This is a genomic window from Neomegalonema perideroedes DSM 15528 (assembly GCF_000374145.1).
GTDB classification, from domain to species: domain Bacteria; phylum Pseudomonadota; class Alphaproteobacteria; order Rhodobacterales; family Rhodobacteraceae; genus Neomegalonema; species Neomegalonema perideroedes.
Genome location: NZ_KB893663.1, coordinates 102,690 through 124,183 on the forward strand (window position 1 = coordinate 102,690; position 21,494 = coordinate 124,183).

Consider the following 21,494-nt stretch of genomic DNA (forward strand, 5'->3'; position numbering starts at 1 on the left):
AAGGCCGCTCCGGAGCCCTTCCGCATCCATCGAGGAAACGCCCCGCGTCTTGCGACGCGGGGCGTTTTCATGCGGCCTCGGAGCCTCTCTTCGAAGGCGGGGGATCAGGCTTCAGGTTCGCGCTCGGCCTCGCCGCAGCAGCGGCGCCAGTCGCAGAGCGCCTCCATGGCGCCCTCGCATTCGCAGGGGGGCGCGTCGGGCAAGGACTCCACCAATTCGGAAGCCTGCAAAGCGGCGGAATCCACGAAGCCGGGCGGAGGCGCGGCGCGGCGCCCGAAGACCATTCCGATCAGACGAAACATCGAAGCCTCCCTTCGGATCCTCCGGGCTTCTCCGCGCTCAAGGGGCGCGCAGGCCCGGCTTGCTCCTCATCCTACCATCTTTCGGGGAAATCGCAGAGCGCGGAGCGCCTTTCAGGCGACGGCGCGAATGCGGGCGAAATCCGGCGCGACGCGCAGCCGCCCGCCCTCGCCCTCCGCCACATGGATCGGCGCGCCATAGGCCCGCGTCAGCAGCGCCTCGGTGAAGACCTCGCGCGGCGGCCCCTCGGCCAGCAGGCGGCCTTCGGCCAGCAAAACCACATGATCGGCGAAGGCGGCGGCGAGATTCAGATCATGCAAAGCCGCCACCACCCCCACGCCCTCCGCCGCGAGCGCGCGCAGCGCGGCCATGAGGTCGATCTGACGCGCGAGGTCCAAAGGCGCCGTGGGCTCGTCGAGCAGCAGCCAGCGCCCGCCCGCCTGAGGCCCGAGCCGCTCGCGGCCCGCCCGGATCTGCGCGAAGACCCGCGCCAGATGCGCCCGCGCCCGCTCGCCGCCCGAAAGGTGATTCGCCGGACGCTCCGCAAGCTCCGTCGCGCCCGCCGCCTCCAGAGCCCAATGCAGAATCCGCCGCGCCTCGACCGGAGGCGGCGCCGCCGCCCAAAGCCCGAGCTCGGCCAATTCGCGGCCCGTCAGAGCCGAAGCCAGACGCGGCGATTGCTCCAGAACCGCCCGCCGCAGAGCCAATTGCAGGGCGTCGGCGCGGCTGAGGTCGGCGCCGTCGAGGAAGGCGCCGCCGGAATCGGGCCGCAGTCCGCCGCAAAGCGCCTCCAGCAAGGTGGATTTGCCCGCCCCGTTCGCCCCGCAGAGCGCCACCGCCCGACCGGGCTCCAGACGCAAAGTCACGCCGGACAGGGTCAGCCGCCCGCCGCGCCGAACCGAAAGCTCGCGCGCCTCAAGCAAAGCCGCCTCCCGAATTGCGGCGGCGAATCAGCAGCCAGAGGAAGAAAGGTCCGCCCATCAGCCCCATGGCCAAGCCCACCGGAGGCTCCGAAGGGGGCGCGACCAGACGCACCGCCAGATCCGCCGCGAGCAGCAGCGTCGCGCCGAGCAGCGCCGAGGCGGGCGCCGCCATCCGATGCCCCGGCCCGACGATCATCCGCGCCAGATGCGGCCCCACCAGTCCGATGAAGCCGATGGGCCCCGCCACCGAAACCGCCGCTCCCACCGCCAGAGCGGCCCAAAGCGCGGCGGCGCGCTTGGCGCGCTCCACGTCGAGCCCCGCATGGAAGGCGGCGCCCTCGCCGAGCTGAAGAAGGTCGAGAGGCCGCGCCAGCCGCAGCAGCGCCAGCCCGGAGATCAGCGTCACGACCGCGACCACCGTCGCGGCGCGCATGTCCGCGCCTCCGAGGCCGCCCATGCTCCACAAGGTGAAGTCGCGCAGCTGATTGTCGTTGCTCAGATAGACGGCGACGCCCACCAGAGCCCCCGCGATGGCGTTCACCGCCACGCCCGCCAGAATCAAAGTCGCGGCGGAGGTCATGCCCTCGCGCCGCGCCAATTTCAGGATGAAGCCCACCGTCAAGGCGGCGCCGACGAAGGCCGCGAAGGCCAGGACCCAGGGGCGAAGAGCCGCCGGAGCCGCCGAAACCATGGTCTCGCCGAAGACTATGGTCGCGACGGCCCCGACGCTCGCGCCGCCCGTCACGCCGATCAAGCCGGGATCGGCGAGCGGGTTTCTCAACACGCCCTGCAAAGCGAGGCCGGCGAGGCCCAATCCGGCCCCCGCCGCCAGAGCCAGCAACGCCCGAGGCGCCCGGATCTGGGTGAATATGGTCTGCGCCGCCGCGTCGGCCTCGCCGCGCAGAGCGGCGAAGATGCGGTCCAGCGACAAAGGCGTCGGGCCGAGGCCCAATTCCGCCAGAAGAGCGATCCCGCAGAGCGTCGCCAGCAGGATCAGCCCCAGAGGTCCGCGCAGCCCGGCCCCCTTGCGGATGAAGGGCGCCGATTCGCGCGTCATTTCGGTCACGGCGCGGCCGCCGCCAGCGCCTTGGCGAGTTCGGGATGCAGCGCCGTCGCCAGCTCCTCGACCGCCTCGGGCGTGCGCGGGCCGAAGCCGAGCAGCTTCATGGCGTCCATGACGAGCACCCGGTCCTCGCGCGCCGCCGGAGAGGCCGCGAATTCCGGCCGCGCCTTCACCGCCTCGATCCCGCCCATGGAGGCGAGGACGTGATTCGGCAAAAGCAGGAGATCCGGCGCGACGGCGACCGCCGCCTCGCGCGAGAGCGGCTTATAGCCCTCGTATTCCGTGATGACGTTGCGTCCGCCCGCCAGAGCGATCACCGCGTCCGCCGCCGTGCCGCGCCCCGCCGCCATGGGCGAGCCGCGCTGATCCGACATGACGAAGAGCACGCCGGGGCGCTCCTCCGTCTTCGCCAGCACCGCTTGGACGGCGGCCATATGGCTCGTGGTCTCTTCGATCAGCGCCTCGGCTTCGGCGGGCCGCTTCAGGGCCTCGCCGACGAAGGCGATCTTGGGCGCCACCGAATCCCAGCCTTCGCCGTCCGGCGCGACCTTCACCTCAAGCCCCGCCGAGCGCAGACGCTCCAGAGCCAATTCCGGCCCGGCGTCATGCGCCGCGATGACCAGATCCGGCGTCAGGCCGAGCACGCCCTCGGGGGAGAAGCGGCGCACATAGCCGACTTTCGGCAATTCGGCGGCGGCTTCGGGCCAAGTGGCCGTGTCGTCCGCCGCGATGACGGCTTCGCCCGCGCCGAGGGCGAAAGCGATCTCCGTAAGATCCCCGCCGAGGGAGACGACGCGCGCAGGCGCCGCCTCCTCAGCCCCGGCGGGCGCGAAGCTCGCGCCCAAGGCCAAAGCCGCGGCCCCCGCGAGGAGGCCCATGAGATTGCGCCGCATCACGCGAGTTCTCCCACGGCGGGCGCGAGGCCCGTCGCCAGAGCGCGCCAATCGGCGCGTTCGGCTTCGTCGCCGTGACGCTCGCCGAAGACGCGCGCGAAGCAGAAGCCCGTGTCGTCGTAAAGCTCAAGCGCATGGACGTGATCCGCGCCCGCGGGCTTGCGCGTCACCCAAGCCGAGGCCACGCGATCCTCGCGCAGATGCAGATTGAAGCCCGGATCCAAGATGTTCAGCCAAGGCCCCATGACCTTGACGGTCTTGGGCGCGCCGGTGTGGATCTGGATGCAGCCGCGATTCCCGACGAAGACCATCAGCGGAACCTCGCCCGCCGCCGCGCCTTCGAGAACCCGCCGGATCGCGTCTTTGGCCACGGGCCGAGCGAAATCCTCGCCGACCAGCGCCAACGCCTGAATGCGGGTGACTTCGTGCTTTTTCAGCAGGGTTTCGAAGTCATGCGGGTCGCGCATGGCGGCCCATCCGGCCCGGAGGGCCTCCAGATCGACCTCGGCGTCCGGGCGTCCGGCGCGGCGCGGGGGGAGCGCGGCGTATTCGGGCGCGGCGGGAGCCGGGTCGGTCCAGCGGGAGACGAGGGCCTCCCAAGCCGCCAGATCGGTTTCGGCGACGGCGTAGATCTTATGGACGGCCTCGCCGGAGGCGTCGAAGAAATGCAGGCTGCGGCGCGGACCGCGCTCGGTCTGCTCGGTCAGAGCGTAGCCGAAGCGCCAATTGCTCAGAAACAGCCGCAGGTCGATGGCGCCGAGGGTCATGCCCATCGCGCCGAAAAGCTGAGGCGCGGCGTAGGCGCCGTAGACCTCATGGACGCAATGCTCGTTGCGGGTCAGGGCCATGAGGCGGCCCAGCGGCGGCAGCTCTTTAAGCAGCTCGCCGAAACCCTCCGGACTCGTCGGGCGGCGGAGGGACAGCGCTCCGCCCTCGGAGATCCGGAGGGCCTCGACTAGGGCCGCTTCGCTGACGCCCAAAGCCTCGGCCGCATCGCGCCGACGCAGCCCAGGACGGGCGCCGCGCAATTCGGCCTCGCGTTGGGCGAGTCCGGCGAAATCGATGACGGTGGTGGACATCCCTGCAATTCCTTCGCGTGATGAACGCCGCCGCATCTTCCCGGGCCGCGTCTCGCTCCGCCATATTCTGGCGGAATTCGACGGCGGCGCGAAACGGAAAACTGGAGCCGCCCATCGGGCGGACAGATCCTGATTTCCCGGCTCAAGCCGCTCGCCGCGCTCCTCTCGGAAGCGACCGCCGACCTTGGCTGAGCCCGATTTCTAAATATCCGACCGGGGAAGTCAAGATAATTTCCGAGCGTTTTATTCAGGAATTGATTTTCACGAAACGACGCGTCAATAAGGGGGCGTCGGGTCCGGCCTCAAATCGAGTCGCGGCCCCTAACCCAATCCGGAGAGGTCCCCATGCGCACCCAGTCGCTCGCCAATCCGTCGCCCGTCGCCCCGGCCTCCGTGGTGAGCGCGGTCGTCGCGGCCGCCGTCTCGCCCACGCTGGAGAGCGCGGAGCTTTTCCAGGGCTCCAGCCTGCTGCGCATCGCGCATCGCGGCGAGACCTATCTTTTGCGCGTCACGCGTCAGGGCAAGCTGCTCCTGACGAAGTGACGCCATAGCCGCCGCAAGCCGAATCACCGATTCGCAGGGGAGCCCGCGCGAATCGAGCCAGGGGCGTATGACGATGAAGGAACGAGATTGATGCGGGTGGGCGCTGTTTTCTCAGGGGCCTTGCACTTGGGCTTGTTGTTTTCGGCCCTGCCCGGCCCGACTCCTTTAGAGGAGCCGCCCCCCGAGATCCCTCTTGAGATCGAGACGATCACCGTCGAGGAGTTCGAGGCGCTGACCTCCAAGCCGCCCGAACCCGAGACGGTCGAGCAGCTGCGTCAGGAGATCGCGCCGCCGCCCGCGCCCGAGATGACGGACGACCTGCCGGAGATCGACCTCGCGGAGGAGGAGCCGCCCCCCCCGGCGCCCGAACCCGCGCCGGAGCCGCCCGCGCCTCTGGAGATGGCCGATCTGGCGGATGAGGAGCCTCTGTTCGACGACGCGCCGGAGCCGCCTCCCGCGCCGGAGCCGGAGCCCGAACCTCCTGCGCCCGCGCCGGAGCCCGAGCCGCCCAGCATGGCGCCCGCTTCGGCGCCTCCTCCGCCTGCGCGGCCCATGCCGCCGCCTGCGCCGGAGCCCGTGCAGGTGGCCGAAGCGCCGCCGCCCCCGCCGGAGCCCCCTCCTCCGGAGCCGCCTCCGCCGCCTCCGCCGGTCTATGATCCGCCGCCCCCGCCGGAGCCTCCTCCCCCGGAGCCGCCGCCGCCCCCGCCGCCGGTCTATGATCCGCCGCCCCCGCCGCCCGTTCCTCTGCCGGTCTACGAGCCGCCGCCGATCTATCAGGCCCCGACGCCCGAGCCGGTGATTCTCGCCGCGCCGCCGGAGGCGACGCCGATTCCGCTGGAGCAGGTCTGGACTCCGCCCCCCGTCTATCAAGCGCCGGTCTATCAGCCTCCGGCGCCCGTGGTCGCGCCTGCGGAGCCCTTCACGCTGGTCGCGGCGGCCCGCACGCAGGAGCCGATTCCCGCGCCTGCGCCCATGCCCGCCTATGTCGCGCCGACGCCTTACGTCGCGGCTCCTGCGCCTTATGTTCCGGCGCCTGCGCCCGCCGCCCCGCCTTCTCCCGCTCCGGCGGTCGTGGCCATGGCGGCGCCCTCGCCTTATCCCGCGCCCGCCTCGGCGAGCGCCTACGCTGCGCCTTCGGCTCCGCGCCCCGCGGCGCCGCTCCCCCCCTCGGGCGGAGCGCCGGGCGGAGGCTCGCCCATGGGCTCGGCCGGCGCCTCGGCCGGATCCTCCGCGCCCTCCTCAGGCGGAGGAGTCGCCTGGGGCGGCGCGGGCGGCGTGGCCGGAGGAGTCGCGGGCGGCGTGGCCGGAGGCACCGGCACGGTGGATATGAACAACTACGGCGCTCTGGTGCGCAATGTGATCGAGCAGGCGCTGAACCGCTCGCCGGACATCCGCACGGCGCGCTCGCGGCGTTTTCAAGGCACCGTCGTCCTGACTCTGAGCATCCGGCGCGACGGCCAGCTGACCGGCGCTGAAATCGCGCAGACTTCGGGCAACGGCGCGCTGGATCAGATGGCCGTGCGCGCGGCCCGCGCGGCGCCCCGCTATCCCCCCGTTCCCGCAGGGGCTCAAGGCGAGGTCCACACCTTCGAATTGCCGTTCCACATCAATTTCCGCTGACTCCCCTCCTCTGAACGACGAGACGCCGCCGAAGATCCTCTTCGGCGGCGTCTGCGCGTTTCGGCGGAGAAGGCGCGCTTATTCGGTCGCCTCAAGCTCCTTCTCCTCTTCGCCTTCCGGCGCGAGGCTTTTCAGATAGGCGATGAGATTCGCGATGTCCGCCTCTTTGCGCAGACCCGCGAAGGACATGGTGTTGCCGGGAATGAAGTCCTTGGGCTTGACCATATATTTGGAGAAATTCTCCTCGGTCCAGAAGAGGTCCTCCGCGCCGGCCTTGGTCATGGCGGCGGAATATTTGAAGCCCTCGACGGAAGCGACGTGGCGCCCGATGATTCCGACGAGATGCGGTCCGGCCTTATTGTTTTCCTTCTCCGCCTCGTGACAGGCCTTGCAGCGGTTGAAGACCTTCTGGCCGGCGGCGGCGTCGCCCTCGGCGGCGGCCGGAGCCGCGAAGCTCGCCGCGGCGCAGAGCGCCAGCGCGATCCCTCGAAACATCCCGTTCCTCCCATTGAATCCGTTTCTCACGCCGCTGCGCCCCTTGCGGAGCGTCGCGGCGCCTGTCGGCATCATGCCATTAATGGCTTCATGAACGAATTAAGACCTTCGGCGGAAGACGGTTCGCCGCATCCGCGCGGCGGCGGGCGCCGGAATCCGGGCCGGACTTACGGATCGAAGAAGTTCAGAGGCTCGCCCTCGACCAATTCGCCGCCCGCCTCCAGCCAGCCGTCCGTCCCGAGCGGATACCAGGCCACCTTCTCATAGCCCCAGAGAATCGCCCGACGCGCGGCGTTCCAGCTCTGCCAGCAATCGGACATGCAATAGAACATCAGCCCGCGCGAGGGATCGCCCCCGGTGATTCGCTCCAGAGCGCGGCGGAAATAGGCCTCGGTCGCCGGATCCAGCGCGCCCGCGCCCACCCCCGGCAGCCAGATCGAGCCGGGCAAATGGCGGCGGCTGTTGAAGATCGCCCATTCGCCGCTGTCGGGCACGGGCTTCATGCCCTCGGAATAAACGTCGATGAGCTGATAGACGCCGGTTTCCGAAGCCGCTTCGGCCATCTCCAGATGCGCCACGGCGCCGCCCGGCAAGGCGTTGGGAGTCGGCGCGCGGAAATTCTCCATGCGGAATCCGGTGACGGGATCCACGCCATAGAGGTTTTTCGGCTCCTCGGCGCGGGCCGGAGCGGCCGCGAGACTCACAAACATCAGGGCGAAAGGGGCGAATCGCATGGCCGGAACTCCTTCGCTGCCATCCTGCGCCCGCGACATCCGGCGGCCAAGAAGCCTTTCGGCCCCCCTCGCCGACATAAAAAAACCGCCCCCTCCTTGCGGAGGAAGCGGCGAAATCTTCGCGCTCGGGCCGAATCACTCGGCGGCGGCGGGAGCCTTGGGCTTGTAATTGGTCTTCTCGACGATGCGGGCCGACTTGCCGCGACGCTCGCGCAGGTAATAGAGCTTCGCGCGACGCACGCGGCCGCGACGCACCACCTCGATGGAGGCGATCACCGGGCCATAAAGCGGGAAGACGCGCTCGACGCCCTCGCCGTAGGAGATCTTGCGCACGGTGAAGTTCGCATTGAGCGTCTCGCCGCCGGAGCGGGCGATGCAGACGCCCTCATAGGCCTGAACGCGGCTGCGGTCGCCTTCGCGGATGTTCACGTTCACGCGGAGCGTGTCGCCGGGGGCGAAATCGGGAATGGGGCGGGCCGCCTTGAGCTTCGCGAGCTGTTCGGCTTCGATCTGCTGGATGACGTTCATGTGGTCTCTCCTTGGTTCTTGGCGCGCCCGGCTTTCTTCCGCGAGGCGCCTGTCCGATTGCTCTGGTCTCCCTCGGCGTCCATAAAGGCCCGCCAGAGATCGGGACGTCTTTCTTGGGTCGCGGCCTCGGCTTGAGCGCGCCGCCATTCGGCGACTTTGGCGTGATGCCCCGAGAGGAGAATCTCAGGAATCAAGCGCCCTTCCCAATCCACAGGCCGCGTATATTGCGGATGCTCCAGCAGTCCGGCGGAGAAGCTTTCCTCCGCCGTCGATTCGATCTTGCCGAGCACCCCGGGCAAAAGCCGAACCGTCGCGTCGACGAGCGCCATGGCGGGGATGTCGCCCCCGGTCAGCACGGCGTCGCCGACGCAAATTTCTTCGACGTTCCGCGCCTCAAGGACGCGCTCGTCGATTCCCTCGAATCTTCCGCAGATCAGCAAGGCGCCGCCTTGCTCCGCCAGACTCCGCACGCGCGCCTGAGAGACCGGACGGCCTCGGGGCGTCAACGCGATGACGGGCAGATCCGGCGAATCGGCGCGGGCCGCGTCGATGGCGGCGGCGAGAACGTCCGCGCGCAACACCATGCCGGGGCCGCCGCCCGCCGGGGCGTCGTCCACGCTGCGGTGCTTATCGCGTGCGGAGGCCCGAATGTCCAGCGCCTCGCAGGACCAGATTCCCAGCTCCAGCGCCTTGCCGATCAGGCTGTAGCTTAAAGGCCCCGGCCACATGGCGGGAAAGAGAGTCAGGATCTTCGCCCGCCAGAGCGACGCCGGACGCAGCTCCTCCAGCGGCTGAGGACGAGCTTTGGAACGGGGGGGGGTCGCCCGCACGGCCAGACGGCCCGCGGCGCGCGAGGGCGTCGCTTCCTCGGTCATGGCGCTTCGGGATCTTTCTGAGGCGGAGCCTCCTCGCCGAAGACGCCTTCGGGAGGATCCGCCACCAACCGCCCGCCCTTGAGGTCGATCTTGGGCGCGGTCTCGCGGGTGAAGGGCATGAGCGCCGGAGCCTTGCGGCCGGGGGTCACGATTTCGAGGAAATCCCCGGCGCCGTAATTCTGCACCGAGCGCACCACCCCGAGGGGCTCGCCCTTCAGATCCTCGACCTTCAGGCCGATGAGATCCGCATGATAAAATTCATCTTCCTCGGGCTCCGGCAGGGCCTCGCGGGAGACGTAGAGCCGCGTTCCCTTCAGAGCCTCTGCCTCCTCGCGGGTCTTCACCCCCGAAAGCCAGACCGCCAGACCGTCGCCGATGGGCCGCGAGATCTTCAGCGTGAAGCTGCGGGCGCCGTCTTCGGTCTCGACCGGGCCGTAAGAGGCCACGGCGCGCGGATCTTCGGTGAAGGGCTTGAGCCGCGCTTCGCCGCGCACGCCGAAGGCTCCGGCGACGGCGCCGACGCAGACGCGCTCGTCCTTTTTGTCTTTATCGGAAGCTTCGCTCACGTCAGGGCCTCCCTCATTTCGGCGAGGCCCCTTTTGCGGCGCCCCTCGGCGTCGAAATTCTCCGGCGCGAGCCAGAGGTCGAAAGCGGCCTTGGCGCGGGGCCATTCGCCGTCCAGCATGGAGAACCACGCCGTATCCCGGTTGCGGCCCTTGACGATCATATGCTGGCGAAAGAGCCCCTCCTCGACGAATCCCAGCCGCAGAGCGGCCCGGCGCGAGGGGAGATTGCGCGAATCGCATTTCCATTCGAGGCGGCGGAGGCCAAGATCCTCGAAGGCGTGGCGCATCATGGCCGCGAAAGCCGCCGTGGAGAGCGTCCCGCCCGCCAGAGCCTTCGAGAGCCAGATGGAGCCGATTTCGCCCGCGCGGTTCGGAGGGTCGAAGCGCATATAGCTCATGACGCCGGAGGCGGGGCCGCCTTCTGAACGGATGGCGTAGAAGGCCGCCGCTTGAGATACGGCGCAGGCCTCAAGCCAAGCCCGGAAAGGCGCGGCCTCGGCCCAGGGCCCGACCGCCATCCAATCCCAGCGTTCCGGCGAATCCGCCAGAGCGGCGGCGGTCAGATCCGCCCCGTGCTCCGCCGGATTCAGGCGCTCCAGAACCACGCCCGCGCCGAGAATCCGCAGAGCCTCGCCCGGCGTTTGGGCGCCGGGAAAGCTCGGGACTTCGGCATGCGGCGCGGAGGCGGCCATGGAGCGCTCTCTTCGTTCAAGATCAGGAAGCGGCTTCTTCCTTGGCCGCCTCAAGAGCGGCGGTCTTCTCGGCGCGGGCCTTGGCGCGCTCGACCGACTTCTTGCCCGGCTCGCCCTTCTTGGCGTTGGCGCGCGAGGTCTTGGCGATGACGCCGGCGTTCTCAAGGAAGCGGGTCACGCGGTCGGTCGGCTGGGCGCCCTTGGCGATCCACTCTTTGGCCTTCTCGACGTCTAGGCGCACGCGGTTCTCGGCGTCCTTGGCGAGCTGCGGCGTATAGGCGCCGAGGCGCGCGATGAAGCTGCCGTCGCGGGGCGAACGGGCGTCGGCCACGACGATGTGGTAATGGGGGCGCTTCTTGGCGCCCGCGCGGGCCAGACGGATCTTCAGAGCCATAGTCTTCTCTTCCTCTTTCAGGATCAGGGTTTGCGACGGCCGAGGCCGGTCAGGTTGGGCGGCAGCCGCAGCCCGGAGAGCGTTCCGCCCGGCAGACCCGGAGGCGGAGCGCCGAGCGCCGAAGGATCGGCGCCCTGAGGCATCCCGGCCTTGCCGAGCAGCGAGGAGAGTCCCCCGCGCATCAGGCCGGATTTGCCCATTTTTCCCATCTTCTTCATCATGTCGGCCATCTGCCGGTGCATCTTCAGAAGCTTGTTGATCTCGGAGACTTCGACGCCCGCGCCCGCGGCCACGCGCTTCTTGCGGCTGGCCTGAAGCAGATCGGGGTTCTTGCGCTCCTTTTTGGTCATCGACTGGATCATGGCGATCTGACGGCGGATGACCTTGTCGTCCATTTTGGATTCGTCGATCTTCCCGGCCATCTTGCCCATGCCGGGGAGCATCTCCATCATGCCCTTGACGCCGCCGAGCTTGCGCATCTGCTCAAGCTGGGCGTGCAGGTCGTTGAGGTCGAAGAGGCCCTTGGCCATGCGCTTGGCCATACGCTCGGCTTCGCGCTGCTCGATGGTCTCCTGCGCCTTCTCGACGAGGGCGACGATGTCGCCCATGCCGAGGATGCGGCCCGCGACGCGCTCGGGGTGGAACTCCTCAAGGGCGTCCATCTTCTCGCCGACGCCGATCAGCTTGATCGGCTTGCCGGTGACGGCGCGCATCGAAAGCGCCGCGCCGCCGCGTCCGTCGCCGTCCATGCGGGTGAGCACCACGCCCGAAACGCCGACTTGGCCGTCGAACTCCCGCGCGACGTTCACCGCGTCCTGACCGGTGAGGCTGTCCACCACGAGAAGCGTCTCATGGGGCTTCACGGCGGCCTTGACCGCCTGAACCTCGGTCATGAGCTCGGCGTCGATATGGAGGCGGCCCGCCGTGTCGAGCATCACCACGTCATAGCCGCCAAGATGGGCCTGAGTCATGGCGCGCTTGGCGATGGCGACGGGATCTTGTCCGGCGATGATCGGCAGCACGTCCACGCCGACCTGTCCGCCGAGGATGGCGAGCTGCTCCATGGCCGCCGGGCGGCGCGTGTCGAGCGAGGCCATGAGGACGCGCTTGCGGCCCTTCTCGGTCAGGCGCTTGGCGATTTTGGCGGTGCTGGTGGTCTTGCCCGAGCCTTGGAGACCGACCATGAGGATCGGCGCGGGCGGCGACCCGATGTCGATTTCGCCCGCCTTATCCCCTTCGCCGCCGAGCGTCGCGACCAGCTCGTCATGGACGATCTTCACGACCTGCTGGCCGGGGGTGATGGATTTCAGAACCGTATGGCCCACCGCCTTTTCGCGGGCGCGTGCGATGAAGTCGCGGGCGACGGGCAAGGCCACGTCGGCGTCGAGCAGAGCGAGGCGCACCTCGCGCATGGCGGCGTCGACGTCGGCTTCGGTCAGCGCGCCCTGACGGGTGAGCTTGTCGAAGACGCCTGAGAGGCGTTCGGATAGATTCTCGAACATCGCAGGCTCCTGACCGAGTTTCGCGGCGGGATCTTCCGAAACGCCCCAAGACCGAACGCGCCCGTGAGCGCGTCGCGCCGACGGACGTCGATCCTCGGAACGCCCCGAGGACCGGGAAACGCCATGCTTCCCGGAAACGGCGGATTTCTACGCGCGCGAAAGCTCATCGTCAAGCTTCTCGCGCCAGAGGACCGCCGAAACCTCGCCGTTCAGCTTCGTCGCGCCTGCGGAGCGATAGCCGATCCGCTCGGCCACCCGCAGCGAGGCGAGATTCGCCGGAGCGATGAGGCAGAAGCTCCGGCGATGCGGAGTCTCGGCGTCGAGCCAAGCCAGAGCCGCCGTCATGGCCTCGGTGGCGTAGCCGCGCCCATGGGACCAGGGCGCCAGCACCCATCCGGCTTCCGGCGCGGACTCCAAAGGCGGATCGAGGGGCCTTTTGGCGTCCTGAAACCCAATATCGCCGACATAACGCCCGGTCGCCTTTTCCCGGAGCGCCCAGAAGCCGTAGCCCAAAACCTGCCAGAGCCCCGCATGGCGCAGAATGCGGAACCAACTCGTCTGGAGATCCGAAACCGAACCCAGCACATGGCGCATGGCTTCGGGATCGGCCCAGATGGCGGCGTGGTCGGCGAGATCCTCGGCGCGATGGGCGTCGAGGATCAGGCGCTCGGTCTCGATGCGCGGGGCGCGGGCGGGAAAGCTCATGAGGGAAGTCCTGTGCGGGAGACGGGGCGTTTCTTGCGGGCCTCGCGCAGAGCCGTGGCCACGCTGGCGCTCACGATGAGCGTCGCGCCGAGCCAAGTCTGCGCGTCGGGCGTCTCGTGGAAGAGGAAATAGGCCCCGACCGCCACGAAGATCAGCCGCAGAAAAGAGAAAGGCGCGAGGAATCCCGCCTCCCCGAGGTCATAGGCCTTGATGTCGGCGAAGGAGCGCATGGAGCCCGCCAAAAGCGCCGCCCCCAGCACGATCCAGAGCCAGAGGCTCGCGGGCGTCCCCCAATCGTTCAGCGCCCAAGGCAGTCCCGCCAAAGCGCCGACCAGATTGGAGGAGATCATCACGCTGAGAGCCCCGTCCTCGCGGGACAAGGGCCTTCCGACCAAAAGCGCCGCCGCGAAGAGCGCCGAACTCCCCACGGCGTAGAAGGCGCCGAGCGAAATCCCCTCTCCGCTTCCCGGACGCAGAATGATCAAAGCGCCTAAGAATCCCGCCGCCGAAGCGCCCCAGCGCCAAAGCCCCACCTTCTCCAGCCGGAGCAGCGCCGCGAAGGCGGTCACGAAGATCGGCGCGAGGAAGAACAAAGCGGTCGCGGTGGCCAGAGGCATGCGCGTCAGAGCCTCGAAGCCCCAGACCGTCGAGACTCCGACCAAAAGGCCGCGCAGGACATGCCGCCAGGGATGCGCGAAACGCAGAGGCTCCCGCCCCGGCTTCAGCAGCAGAGGCAGAAAGACCAGACTCCCGAAAGCCATGCGCAAAAAGGCGGTCGAGGCGCCCGAAAGCCCGCCGAGACTCATTTCGCGCACGGCGAAATTCATGATCGACGCGCAGAGCGCCGAAAGCGTCATCCACAGGGCCGCCTGAAGCGGGAGAGGCATCGACCCGCTCCTTCCATCCACATCCGCGAGAAGAGATTCGCGCCTTGGGCGCGGCGCCTCGATTTCGCCTCAGGCGAATCCCAGATACAAGGGGCCTCAAGCTTTAAAGATTCGCGGCCGAATTCAGGGTCGAAGATTCAAGACCGAATATTCAGGGCCGCAGGCCGCGCCGAACTCCGGGAGTCCTTTCATGCTGCATCCGACTCGCCTTCGTCCCGCCCTTCTGGCCGGAGCGCTTTTGGTCTTCTCCGCCCCGACGGCGCCCGCCTTCGCGCAGGTCGAGACCTACGCCGACGCCTGCGGCGTGGCCAAGACGCCGCTTCAGGTGATCACGACCTGCACCTTGGCGATCAAAAGCGGGCGGCTCTCGCCGCGCGGCGAGGCTCAGGCCTACGTCAACCGCGCCTGGGCCTTCGCCGAACGCGGACAGGATTCGCTCGCCGTCCGCGACGCCAGCTTCGCCATTCAGGCCTCGCCCGACCTCATGGAGGCTTGGCTGAATCGCGGCAACGCCCTGATCCGCATGGGCCGCTACGGCGAAGCCGCTTCTGATCTCCAGCGCGCGGCCTCCCTCGCGCCGCAGAACGACCCCGAGCCTCTGGTCGCGCTCGGCGCGGCGCTGGTGCTGGCCGGAGACGGCGCGGGCGCGGCTCAGGCTCTGGACCGGGCGGCGGGGATCGCGCCGAATCGTCAGGATCCGCGCATCTTCTTCAACCGCGGCCGGGCCTTCGTGCTGCTGGGGCGGCCGCAGGAGGCCATCCGCGATTTCGACGCCGCTCTGGCGCTGAACGGCTCGGACGCTCAGGCTTACGCCTTCCGGGGCGACGCGCGTCTGCTGATGGGCGACCGTCAGGGCGCCTACGCCGATTACGGGCAGGCGGTTCAGGCGGATCCGGGCTACGCCGACGGATTCTTGCGGCGCGGAAAGATCGCCTGGGAGGCCGGACAGCAGGCTCAGGCGGCGCCGGATCTGCGGCGGGCCTATGAATTGGGCGCGCAAGACGCCTGGCTGGCGGAGACCGTCGTGGGGCTGGGCGGCCGCTGAAGCGCGCCGCCGGACGCTTTCATGGCGAAAGCGCGGCGTTGGTGCCCGCCGCCGGACTCGAACCGGCATGACCGAAGTCGAGGGATTTTAAGTCCCTTGCGTCTACCTATTCCGCCAGGCGGGCGCCTGCGAGGATCGCGATGCGGCATCATAGGCGCCGCGCGGCGAGGCGCAAGGCCGCGCGCGCTGTGAAAGCCTGCGGATTCCGCTTCTGCGGGCTCCGTCTCTCCGACCCGACGCCCCCCGCCGACGCCCATGCAGGACGTGCTTCATGACCGATCTTCTCTGGAAAGCCGACGGCGCCCCGCTTCCCGCCTCGCGCGGCAGGCTCTGGGCGGAGTTTCTGGCGCTTTACGTGGCGGCGCCTGCGGCTCTGGCGGCTTTGATCGCCCAGATTCCGCTCTTCGCCGCGATCATCGGCACTTCGCTGATCGGGCTGGCGCTTTTGGCGATCACGCCGGGCTTCCGCTGGCGCGAGCTGACCGACCTCAGCGGGTTGAAGGGACAGGGACGGCTGATTCTCGGCTTCACGCTGATCGCGGCGGCCTTTCTGTCGCTGATGGTCCTTTGGCTGGCGCCGGGGCAGTTCCTCTCCATGCCGCGCTATAATCCGCTGCTCTGGATCGCGATCCTGCTGCTTTATCCGTGGTTTTCGGTGCTGGGTCAGGAGATTCTGTATCGGACGCTGTTTTTCCGCCGCTACGGCGCCCTGCTGCCCAACGACGCCGCGCGGATCCTCATCAACGCGGCGGTCTTCGCCTTCGCCCATATCCTCTTTCAAAGCTGGGTTCCGGTGGCGATCACCTTCGCGGCGGGGCTGATCTTCGGTTGGGCCTATTTGCGGGCTTGGTCCTTTCCGCTGGTCTTCGTGCTGCATTGGATCGGGGGCGGTCTGGTCTTCACGCTGGGGCTGGGCCGGTTCTTCTATCACGGCGCGGTGGGCGGCTGAGTCTTCCGCGCGCTTGACGCTCCGGGAGATTCGGAGCTTCTCAGGGCTTCAAAACGAAGGAGATCGGCATGGATGCGGTTTTACGGGGCGTTCCGGCCTATGTCTGGGCGGGCTTGATCTATGTGGCGGCGCTCTTCGGCGCAGGCCATTTATTCGGCCAGCCCGCGAACCTCGGCCAGACGCTCGACCAGTTCTTTCAGACGGAGATCTTTCCGATCCCCCTGCTCAACGACGGAAGCTTCGCCTTCAGCTGGCTGACCTTCTTCGTCATCGCGGGCTTCGTCTCGGTGGGCGTGGAGACCATGCGCGCCACGCGCGGCGTCGAGGACCGGTCCGGCAACGACTGGATGTCGCTGTTCTTCACGCTGGCGGCGACGGTGCTCTTCGCCGCCGTGCCGCAATTCCAGACCACGGCCTTTCTGACCGTGGTTCTGGCGGGCATCTGCGACATGCTCCTCGACCGCTACGTCGGCCAGAAGACCGCGCGCCGCGAAATCGGGCTCGGCGGGCGCTGACCTCTCAGAACTTATCCCGGCGGCGGCGGAGTTCGGCGAAGACCTCGACCTCCGGCGCGCCGCTGAGGCCGAGCGCCGCCGCGATCTCCGGCCGATCGGCGCGCAGGAAGGGATTCACCGCCAGCTCCCGCGCCAAGGTGCTGGGCGTCGAGCGCCCGGAGGCCTTCACCTCGGCCAGATAGGCGCGGGCGGCTTCGTTCTCCGGCTCCGCCGTGGCGGCGAAGGCGAGATTGGTCGCGGTGTATTCATGGCCGAAGCAGATCCGCGTCTCCGGCGGCAGAGCCTTCAGCCTCTGGAGCCCCGCGAAGGCCATGGCGGCGTCGCCCTCGAAGAGCCGGCCGCAGCCCGCCGAGAATAAGGCGTCTCCGGTGAAGACCGCCCCGCCCTTCGGCCAGTGATAGGCCAGATGCCCGAGCGTGTGGCCGCCCGTGGCGATGGTCCAGAGGAAACCGCCCGCGAAGGGGATCTCGGCGTCCGGCTCCAGAGCCCGGTCCAGCGGCGGCAGCTTGTCGGCCTCGGCGGCGGGGCCGAAGACCTGACAGCCGTAAGCCGCGCGCAAAGGCTCGGCGGCGGCCTGATGGTCATGATGGTGATGGGTCAGAATCAGCTTGTCGAGCCGTCCGCCGAGATCCTCGACCGCCTCGCGGATCGGCCCTTCTTCGGGCGCGTCGATCAGCAGCGTCTCTCCGGAGGCCGGATCGCGCAGCAGATAGGCGTAATTATCCTTCAGACAGGGAATGGTCCGGAGCGTCGCGGCGGAGCTTGCGAGGGCCATGGCGGGGCGTCCTTTCTTCGGAGGTTTCCCGAAATAAGGCCTCGGCGCGGAGAAGGCGAAAGATAAAAGCCCCCGCGCGCGCGCCGAAGGGCTCCGGCCTCACGCGGAGGTGAAGAATCTTGGGGATTGTCCCCTGAGGATGAACGCAGAGTCTCGCGCGGACCTCTGGTTTTCCCGCCCGCCGCAGCCTATTTCCTTTCGCGCTGCGAAAAAGCCCGCTCCCCAGAGGAGAGGCGGGGTTTCCCCCTTCGCGGCGCAGAATTCGCAGATTCCGTTTCGCACTCGCCCGTCCCGCATCCCTTAAGGAAGGACCCAGCCATATGCGTCGTCTTCTGAACGCTCTCCCGGCCGCCGCGCTTTTCGCCGCGCTCTCCGTCTCCGGCGCCTCCGCGGCCCCCTGGACGCTCGACAAGAGCCATAGCCTCGTGAGCTTCACGGTGAATCATTTCGGCTTCTCCGACACGCTGGGCGTCTTCCGCACGCTGGACGCGCAGGTCGAGTATGATCCCGAGGCCCCGACCGAAGCCAAAGTCAGCTTCGAGATCGACGCCGCCTCGGTGGAGACCTTCTTCGCGGCCCGCGACGAGCATCTGCGCACCGCCGACTTCTTCAACGTCGAGAAATTCCCGAAGATCTCGTTCGTCTCGAAGTCCATCGAGATGACCGGCGACGAGACCGCGAAGATCACCGGCGACGTCACCCTGCTGGGCCAGACCCATGAGGAGGTCTTCGAGGCCCGCATCCTTCAGCTCGGCCCGAATCCGGCCTCCCAGACCGAGACCCTCGGCGTCGAGGCCACCGGCGTGATCGACCGCACGAAATACGGCATGAGCACCTACGCCCCGGCCATCGGCGCCGAGATCCCCGTCCGCGTCAGCCTTGAGCTGACCCCCGGTTCGTAAGAAATTCGGGCGCGGAGGGCTTTTCCCTTCGCGCCTTTTTCGCGCCCCCCTCAGCCATCGCCGGAGCGAGAGCCATGCCCATCCGCAACACGCCCGAGCGCTGGGGCGCTTTGGCCAAATTCTTTCACTGGACCCTCGCGCTGCTGATCATCGGCCTGTTTTTCTTCGGGCTCTACATCGCGGACGTGCTGAAGGGCTTCGACAAGATCGCGCCGACCAATCTGCATAAATCCCTCGGGCTGATCGTGCTCGGCCTCGCGCTGGCGCGGATCTTCTGGCGCTTCGCCGGAGGCGCGGCGCCCAAGCTGCCGCTGCGCATGCCGGTCTGGGAGAAGGGCTTCGCCCATCTCGGCCATCTGGCGCTTTACCTCCTGATGATCCTCATGCCGCTTTCGGGCTGGTGGTCGGTTTCGGCCTCGCCCCTGACGACTCCCGTGAAGATCTTCGACTGGCTGACGCTGCCCCACCTCACCACGCCGCAAGCGGCCGCCCAACTCGCCCAGAGCCTCGGGCTGATCGGCGCGGAGCTGACCGGAAGCCGCCTCATGAACGCTTCGTGGAATCTCTGGAAAGAGGTTCACGGCGCCATCGCTTGGGGCCTCGTGCTGGTGGTCGCCGGACACGCCCTCGCCGCGCTGAAGCATCACTTCGTCAACCGCGACGGAGTCCTGCGCCGGATGCTGCCTTTCGGCGGCCCGGTCCCGCAGAAGGATTGATCCGCGTCTGAGTAAGGTCCGCCGAAAGCTTTTGAGTTTCGCGCGATCCTGACGGATCGGCGCGGGGCGGGCGGCCCGGTCCCGCAGAAGGATTGAGCCGCGTCTGAGTAAGGTCCGCCGAAAGCTTTTGANNTTCGCGCGATCCTGACGGATCGGCGCGGGGCGGACGGCCCCGTTCCGCAGAAGGATTGATCCTCCCTCCCCGCGCCCGGGCTTTCGGCCTTGGGCGCGACGCCCTTTTCAGGCTAGACCCTTCGCGAATCCACGAAGGGAGAAAACGTCATGACCCGGTTGCGCGTCGCCACATGGAATATTAATTCGGCGCGGCTCCGTCAGGATCAGATTCTCCGCTATCTTCAGGAGGCCGCGCCCGACGCGCTTTGTCTTCAGGAGATCAAATGCAAGACCGAGCTTTTCCCCGGCGAGCCCTTCGCGGCGCTCGGCTACGCGCATCAGGCGGTGAAGGGGCAGCCGGGCTATAACGGCGTGGCGATTCTCTCGAAACATCCGCTGCATGACGTCGAATCGCAGGATTTCGGCCGCGCCGGAGACGCCCGCCACATCGCCGCCACCATGGCGCAGGGCCTGAGGCTCCATAATTTCTACATCCCCGCCGGGGGAGACCTCGCCGACCCGCAGGCCAATCCGAAATTCGCCCATAAGCTCCGCTTTCTGGAGGATCTCGGCGAATGGTCGGCGAAGGGCGCGGCCTCCGGCATGGCCATGGGCGATTTCAACATCGCGCCTCAGGAACATGACGTCTGGTCGCATAAGGCGCTCCTCGACGTGGTGAGCCACACCCCGCTTGAGACCCAAACCCTCGACGCGATTCAGGCGGCGGGCGGCTGGATCGACGCGCCCCGCCGCTTCACCCCCGCCCATGAGAAGCTGTATTCTTGGTGGTCCTATCGCGCCCCGGACTGGGCCGCCGCCGACAAAGGCCGCCGCCTCGATCATCTCTGGCTGACGCCGGATCTGGAGAGCGCGTTGAAATCCGTGGAGATCCATCGCCCGGCCCGCGGCTGGGAGCGCCCTTCGGACCATGTGCCGGTGCTGGTCGAAATCGAGGTTTAAGATTGCTCCTCCGAATCGAGGCTTCTAGGGTGATCCGCGAAACTTCCGGGAGAGCCCCCTCATGCGCTTCGTCGCCTTCATCCGCGAATATTCCCTGCTGCTGCTGGGCGGCGCGCTGATCGGATTGATCTGGGCCAATCTCTCCCCGCTCAACTACCATCATTTCATCGAGAGCGTGCTGGCCGACGACTCCATCGTCGGCCAGCTCCATGAGGGCCGGCGGACTCTGACGCTCCATTATCTGATCAACGACGTGCTGATGGCCCTGTTCTTCGCCATGGCGGGCAAGGAGGTCTGGGAGGCGGTGGCGCTCAAAGGCGGCTCGCTGCGCGGACGCAAGGCTCTGACGCCGCTCATCGCCACGGCGGGCGGCGTGATCGGACCGATCTGCGTCTATCTGCTCGGCGCCATGCTGATCGGCCAGATGACCGAACTCGGGCGCGGCTGGGCGATCCCCACCGCGACGGACATCGCCTTCTCCTATCTGGTCGGACGGCTGGTCTTCGGCGCGCGGCATCCGGCGGTGGCCTTTCTGCTGCTGCTCGCCATCGCCGACGACGCGGTCGGTCTGATCATCCTCGCGATCTTCTACCCCACCGGCGAGCTTCAGCCGCTTTGGCTGATCTTCTCCTTCGCCATGGCGGGGGCGGCGTGGTTCCTGTTCAACAGGCTTCCGCGGCTGCTCGACGGGGCGGATCCGGCCAAGCCGCGCGCCACATGGGCGCGCGACCGCCTGAGCTTCTGGCCCTATGTGGTCTTCGGGGCGCTCTGCTGGTGGGGCTTTCAGCAGGCGGGGATTCATCCGGCGCTGGGGCTTTTGCCGATGATCCCGGCCATTCCTCACGCCGATACGGAGTTCGGCCGCGTCAAGGGCGGTCAGGATCTGCTCAACCGCATGGAGCATGCGCTGAAGCCCTTCGTGGACGTGATCCTCTTCTTCTTCGGGCTCGCCAACGCCGGAGTCCAGCTTTCGGCCATGGGCGCGGCGACTTGGCTGGTGCTGGCGGGCCTGCTGATCGGCAAGCCTCTGGGGATCGCGCTGATGGGCTGGATCGCGGCGCGGCCTCTGGGCTTGGGCCTGCCCGAGGGCATGCGCCTGAGCGATCTCGTCGTGCTGGGCTGCGTGGCGGCGGTCGGCTTCACGGTGGCGCTCTTCGTGGCCGGAGTCGCCTTCCCCTCCGGGCATGAGCATCAGGATTCCGCCAAGATGGGCGCTTTGCTCTCCTTCGCGGCGGCGCTCCTCGCGCTGGCGGCGGGGCGGATCTTCAAGGTCAGGAAGCGCGTCTGACGCCGATCGCCCGGCTGCGGCCCTCCGCCGGATTGCGACCGTCAGGCCACAGATTCGAGTCGATTTCGCCGTCTCGAAGAATTTCCGGTTGCGGCGCGCGGCTCCTCAACTCATTTTTGGGGAATTCTTTTCGTCGTCCAGAGTTCAGACCAGAATTCAGACCAGAATTCAGAAAGGAGGCTCCCATGACCGCATCGCTTTTGATCCGCGCCCTGCGTCTGCGCGCCTTCTCTCAAAAGCTCGCTCTCTGGAACCCTGAGTCGCGGCGCGCGAGCGCGCTCCGCCGCCCCTGATTTCACAACGCCTCCGAACGGCGCGCGTTTTTCACGCCGTTCTTCGCGCAACCCTTTGAATCCGCGCCTTTGACGCTGCGCGCGTCGCTCCGGTCCGGATTCGCCGATTCTCTCCCCTCTGGGACGAGCCCGCCGCCT

General features: G+C 68.1%; 25 protein-coding genes and 1 tRNA gene. 9 read left to right on the forward strand and 17 right to left on the reverse strand.

The genetic code is table 11. From position 1 onward, the window contains the following. Positions 1 to 104: 104 nt before the first annotated feature. The 5 genes from B161_RS0114180 to B161_RS0114200 form a co-directional block, all read right to left on the reverse strand. Positions 105 to 302 carry a hypothetical protein gene (locus B161_RS0114180; protein ID WP_018634105.1) on the reverse strand — a complete coding sequence of 66 codons (198 nt, stop codon included), beginning with the start codon at positions 300 to 302 and terminating at the stop codon, positions 105 to 107. Between the two features lie 111 nt (positions 303 to 413). After that, positions 414 to 1,223: an ATP-binding cassette domain-containing protein gene (locus B161_RS18200; RefSeq protein ID WP_018634106.1), complete on the reverse strand. Its 810-nt coding sequence runs from the start codon at positions 1,221 to 1,223 to the stop codon at positions 414 to 416. Further along, complete coding sequence (locus B161_RS0114190; RefSeq protein ID WP_018634107.1) at positions 1,216 to 2,280, reverse strand: FecCD family ABC transporter permease; 1,065 nt, start codon at positions 2,278 to 2,280, stop codon at positions 1,216 to 1,218. Before B161_RS0114190 ends, B161_RS18200 begins: the two co-directional genes overlap by 8 nt. 5 nt (positions 2,281 to 2,285) lie before the next feature. After that, positions 2,286 to 3,179, reverse strand: a complete 894-nt coding sequence (locus B161_RS0114195) for a heme/hemin ABC transporter substrate-binding protein (RefSeq protein WP_018634108.1) — start codon at positions 3,177 to 3,179, stop codon at positions 2,286 to 2,288. Then, positions 3,179 to 4,258 (reverse strand): hemin-degrading factor, encoded by a 1,080-nt coding sequence (locus tag B161_RS0114200; RefSeq protein ID WP_018634109.1) that lies wholly within the window; start codon positions 4,256 to 4,258, stop codon positions 3,179 to 3,181. Before B161_RS0114200 ends, B161_RS0114195 begins: the two co-directional genes overlap by 1 nt. Before the next feature lie 345 nt (positions 4,259 to 4,603). Between B161_RS0114200 and hemP the strand changes: the two genes are divergently transcribed. Continuing rightward, positions 4,604 to 4,801: a hemin uptake protein HemP gene (gene hemP, locus B161_RS18205; RefSeq protein ID WP_018634110.1), complete on the forward strand. Its 198-nt coding sequence runs from the start codon at positions 4,604 to 4,606 to the stop codon at positions 4,799 to 4,801. Between the two features lie 90 nt (positions 4,802 to 4,891). Beyond that, positions 4,892 to 6,421: an energy transducer TonB family protein gene (locus B161_RS20220; protein WP_026310452.1), complete on the forward strand. Its 1,530-nt coding sequence runs from the start codon at positions 4,892 to 4,894 to the stop codon at positions 6,419 to 6,421. Between the two features lie 78 nt (positions 6,422 to 6,499). Here B161_RS20220 and B161_RS0114215 read toward each other — a convergent pair whose 3' ends face one another. The 10 genes from B161_RS0114215 to B161_RS0114260 all read right to left on the reverse strand — a co-directional run bounded on the left by B161_RS0114215 (position 6,500) and on the right by B161_RS0114260 (position 13,799). Further along, entirely contained in the window at positions 6,500 to 6,916 is a 417-nt protein-coding gene (locus tag B161_RS0114215; RefSeq protein ID WP_018634111.1) for a c-type cytochrome, read from the reverse strand. A gap of 167 nt (positions 6,917 to 7,083) precedes the next feature. After that, positions 7,084 to 7,650 (reverse strand): rhodanese-like domain-containing protein, encoded by a 567-nt coding sequence (locus B161_RS18215; RefSeq protein WP_018634112.1) that lies wholly within the window; start codon positions 7,648 to 7,650, stop codon positions 7,084 to 7,086. 135 nt (positions 7,651 to 7,785) lie between these two features. Then, positions 7,786 to 8,178: a 50S ribosomal protein L19 gene (rplS, locus tag B161_RS0114225; protein WP_018634113.1), complete on the reverse strand. Its 393-nt coding sequence runs from the start codon at positions 8,176 to 8,178 to the stop codon at positions 7,786 to 7,788. After that, complete coding sequence (gene trmD / locus B161_RS0114230) at positions 8,175 to 9,053, reverse strand: tRNA (guanosine(37)-N1)-methyltransferase TrmD (protein WP_018634114.1); 879 nt, start codon at positions 9,051 to 9,053, stop codon at positions 8,175 to 8,177. The genes rplS and trmD overlap by 4 nt, the downstream gene beginning before the upstream one ends. Further along, on the reverse strand, positions 9,050 to 9,619 hold the full coding sequence (gene rimM / locus B161_RS0114235) for a ribosome maturation factor RimM (RefSeq protein ID WP_018634115.1): 570 nt from the start codon (positions 9,617 to 9,619) through the stop codon (positions 9,050 to 9,052). The genes trmD and rimM overlap by 4 nt, the downstream gene beginning before the upstream one ends. Next, positions 9,616 to 10,311 (reverse strand): GNAT family N-acetyltransferase, encoded by a 696-nt coding sequence (locus B161_RS0114240; RefSeq protein WP_018634116.1) that lies wholly within the window; start codon positions 10,309 to 10,311, stop codon positions 9,616 to 9,618. The genes rimM and B161_RS0114240 overlap by 4 nt, the downstream gene beginning before the upstream one ends. A 22-nt stretch (positions 10,312 to 10,333) precedes the next feature. Further along, positions 10,334 to 10,705: a 30S ribosomal protein S16 gene (gene rpsP, locus B161_RS0114245; RefSeq protein WP_018634117.1), complete on the reverse strand. Its 372-nt coding sequence runs from the start codon at positions 10,703 to 10,705 to the stop codon at positions 10,334 to 10,336. Positions 10,706 to 10,728: 23 nt separating this feature from the next. After that, entirely contained in the window at positions 10,729 to 12,207 is a 1,479-nt protein-coding gene (gene ffh, locus B161_RS0114250) for a signal recognition particle protein (protein ID WP_018634118.1), read from the reverse strand. A 147-nt stretch (positions 12,208 to 12,354) separates the two neighbouring features. Beyond that, on the reverse strand, positions 12,355 to 12,912 hold the full coding sequence (locus tag B161_RS0114255) for a GNAT family N-acetyltransferase (protein ID WP_018634119.1): 558 nt from the start codon (positions 12,910 to 12,912) through the stop codon (positions 12,355 to 12,357). Further along, entirely contained in the window at positions 12,909 to 13,799 is an 891-nt protein-coding gene (locus tag B161_RS0114260) for a DMT family transporter (RefSeq protein ID WP_018634120.1), read from the reverse strand. The genes B161_RS0114255 and B161_RS0114260 overlap by 4 nt, the downstream gene beginning before the upstream one ends. A gap of 190 nt (positions 13,800 to 13,989) precedes the next feature. Between B161_RS0114260 and B161_RS0114265 the strand changes: the two genes are divergently transcribed. Beyond that, positions 13,990 to 14,844 (forward strand): tetratricopeptide repeat protein, encoded by an 855-nt coding sequence (locus B161_RS0114265; protein ID WP_018634121.1) that lies wholly within the window; start codon positions 13,990 to 13,992, stop codon positions 14,842 to 14,844. Positions 14,845 to 14,883: 39 nt separating this feature from the next. Here B161_RS0114265 and B161_RS0114270 read toward each other — a convergent pair. Beyond that, positions 14,884 to 14,968 (reverse strand) — tRNA-Leu (locus B161_RS0114270). A gap of 147 nt (positions 14,969 to 15,115) precedes the next feature. Between B161_RS0114270 and B161_RS0114275 the strand changes: the two genes are divergently transcribed. Further along, the gene (locus tag B161_RS0114275; RefSeq protein WP_018634122.1) at positions 15,116 to 15,793 is read left to right on the forward strand and encodes a CPBP family intramembrane glutamic endopeptidase; all 678 of its coding nucleotides are present in this window, start codon (positions 15,116 to 15,118) and stop codon (positions 15,791 to 15,793) included. Positions 15,794 to 15,861: 68 nt separating this feature from the next. Further along, entirely contained in the window at positions 15,862 to 16,308 is a 447-nt protein-coding gene (locus tag B161_RS0114280) for a hypothetical protein (protein WP_018634123.1), read from the forward strand. Positions 16,309 to 16,312: 4 nt separating this feature from the next. Here the strand turns inward: B161_RS0114280 and gloB are convergent, their stop codons facing one another. Next, positions 16,313 to 17,083 (reverse strand): hydroxyacylglutathione hydrolase, encoded by a 771-nt coding sequence (gloB, locus tag B161_RS0114285; protein WP_018634124.1) that lies wholly within the window; start codon positions 17,081 to 17,083, stop codon positions 16,313 to 16,315. Positions 17,084 to 17,403: 320 nt separating this feature from the next. On the opposite strand from gloB, the gene B161_RS0114290 reads away from it, so the two are divergent. The 4 genes from B161_RS0114290 (at position 17,404) to B161_RS0114305 (ending at position 21,063) form a co-directional block, all read left to right on the forward strand. Then, positions 17,404 to 17,985 (forward strand): YceI family protein, encoded by a 582-nt coding sequence (locus tag B161_RS0114290; RefSeq protein WP_018634125.1) that lies wholly within the window; start codon positions 17,404 to 17,406, stop codon positions 17,983 to 17,985. A 74-nt stretch (positions 17,986 to 18,059) separates the two neighbouring features. Continuing rightward, positions 18,060 to 18,701 carry a cytochrome b gene (locus tag B161_RS0114295; protein ID WP_018634126.1) on the forward strand — a complete coding sequence of 214 codons (642 nt, stop codon included), beginning with the start codon at positions 18,060 to 18,062 and terminating at the stop codon, positions 18,699 to 18,701. Between the two features lie 282 nt (positions 18,702 to 18,983). Continuing rightward, positions 18,984 to 19,775, forward strand: coding sequence for an exodeoxyribonuclease III (locus tag B161_RS0114300; protein WP_018634127.1), 792 nt, complete (start codon positions 18,984 to 18,986; stop codon positions 19,773 to 19,775). A gap of 61 nt (positions 19,776 to 19,836) precedes the next feature. Continuing rightward, entirely contained in the window at positions 19,837 to 21,063 is a 1,227-nt protein-coding gene (locus B161_RS0114305) for a Na+/H+ antiporter NhaA (protein ID WP_018634128.1), read from the forward strand. Positions 21,064 to 21,494: the final 431 nt, after the last annotated feature.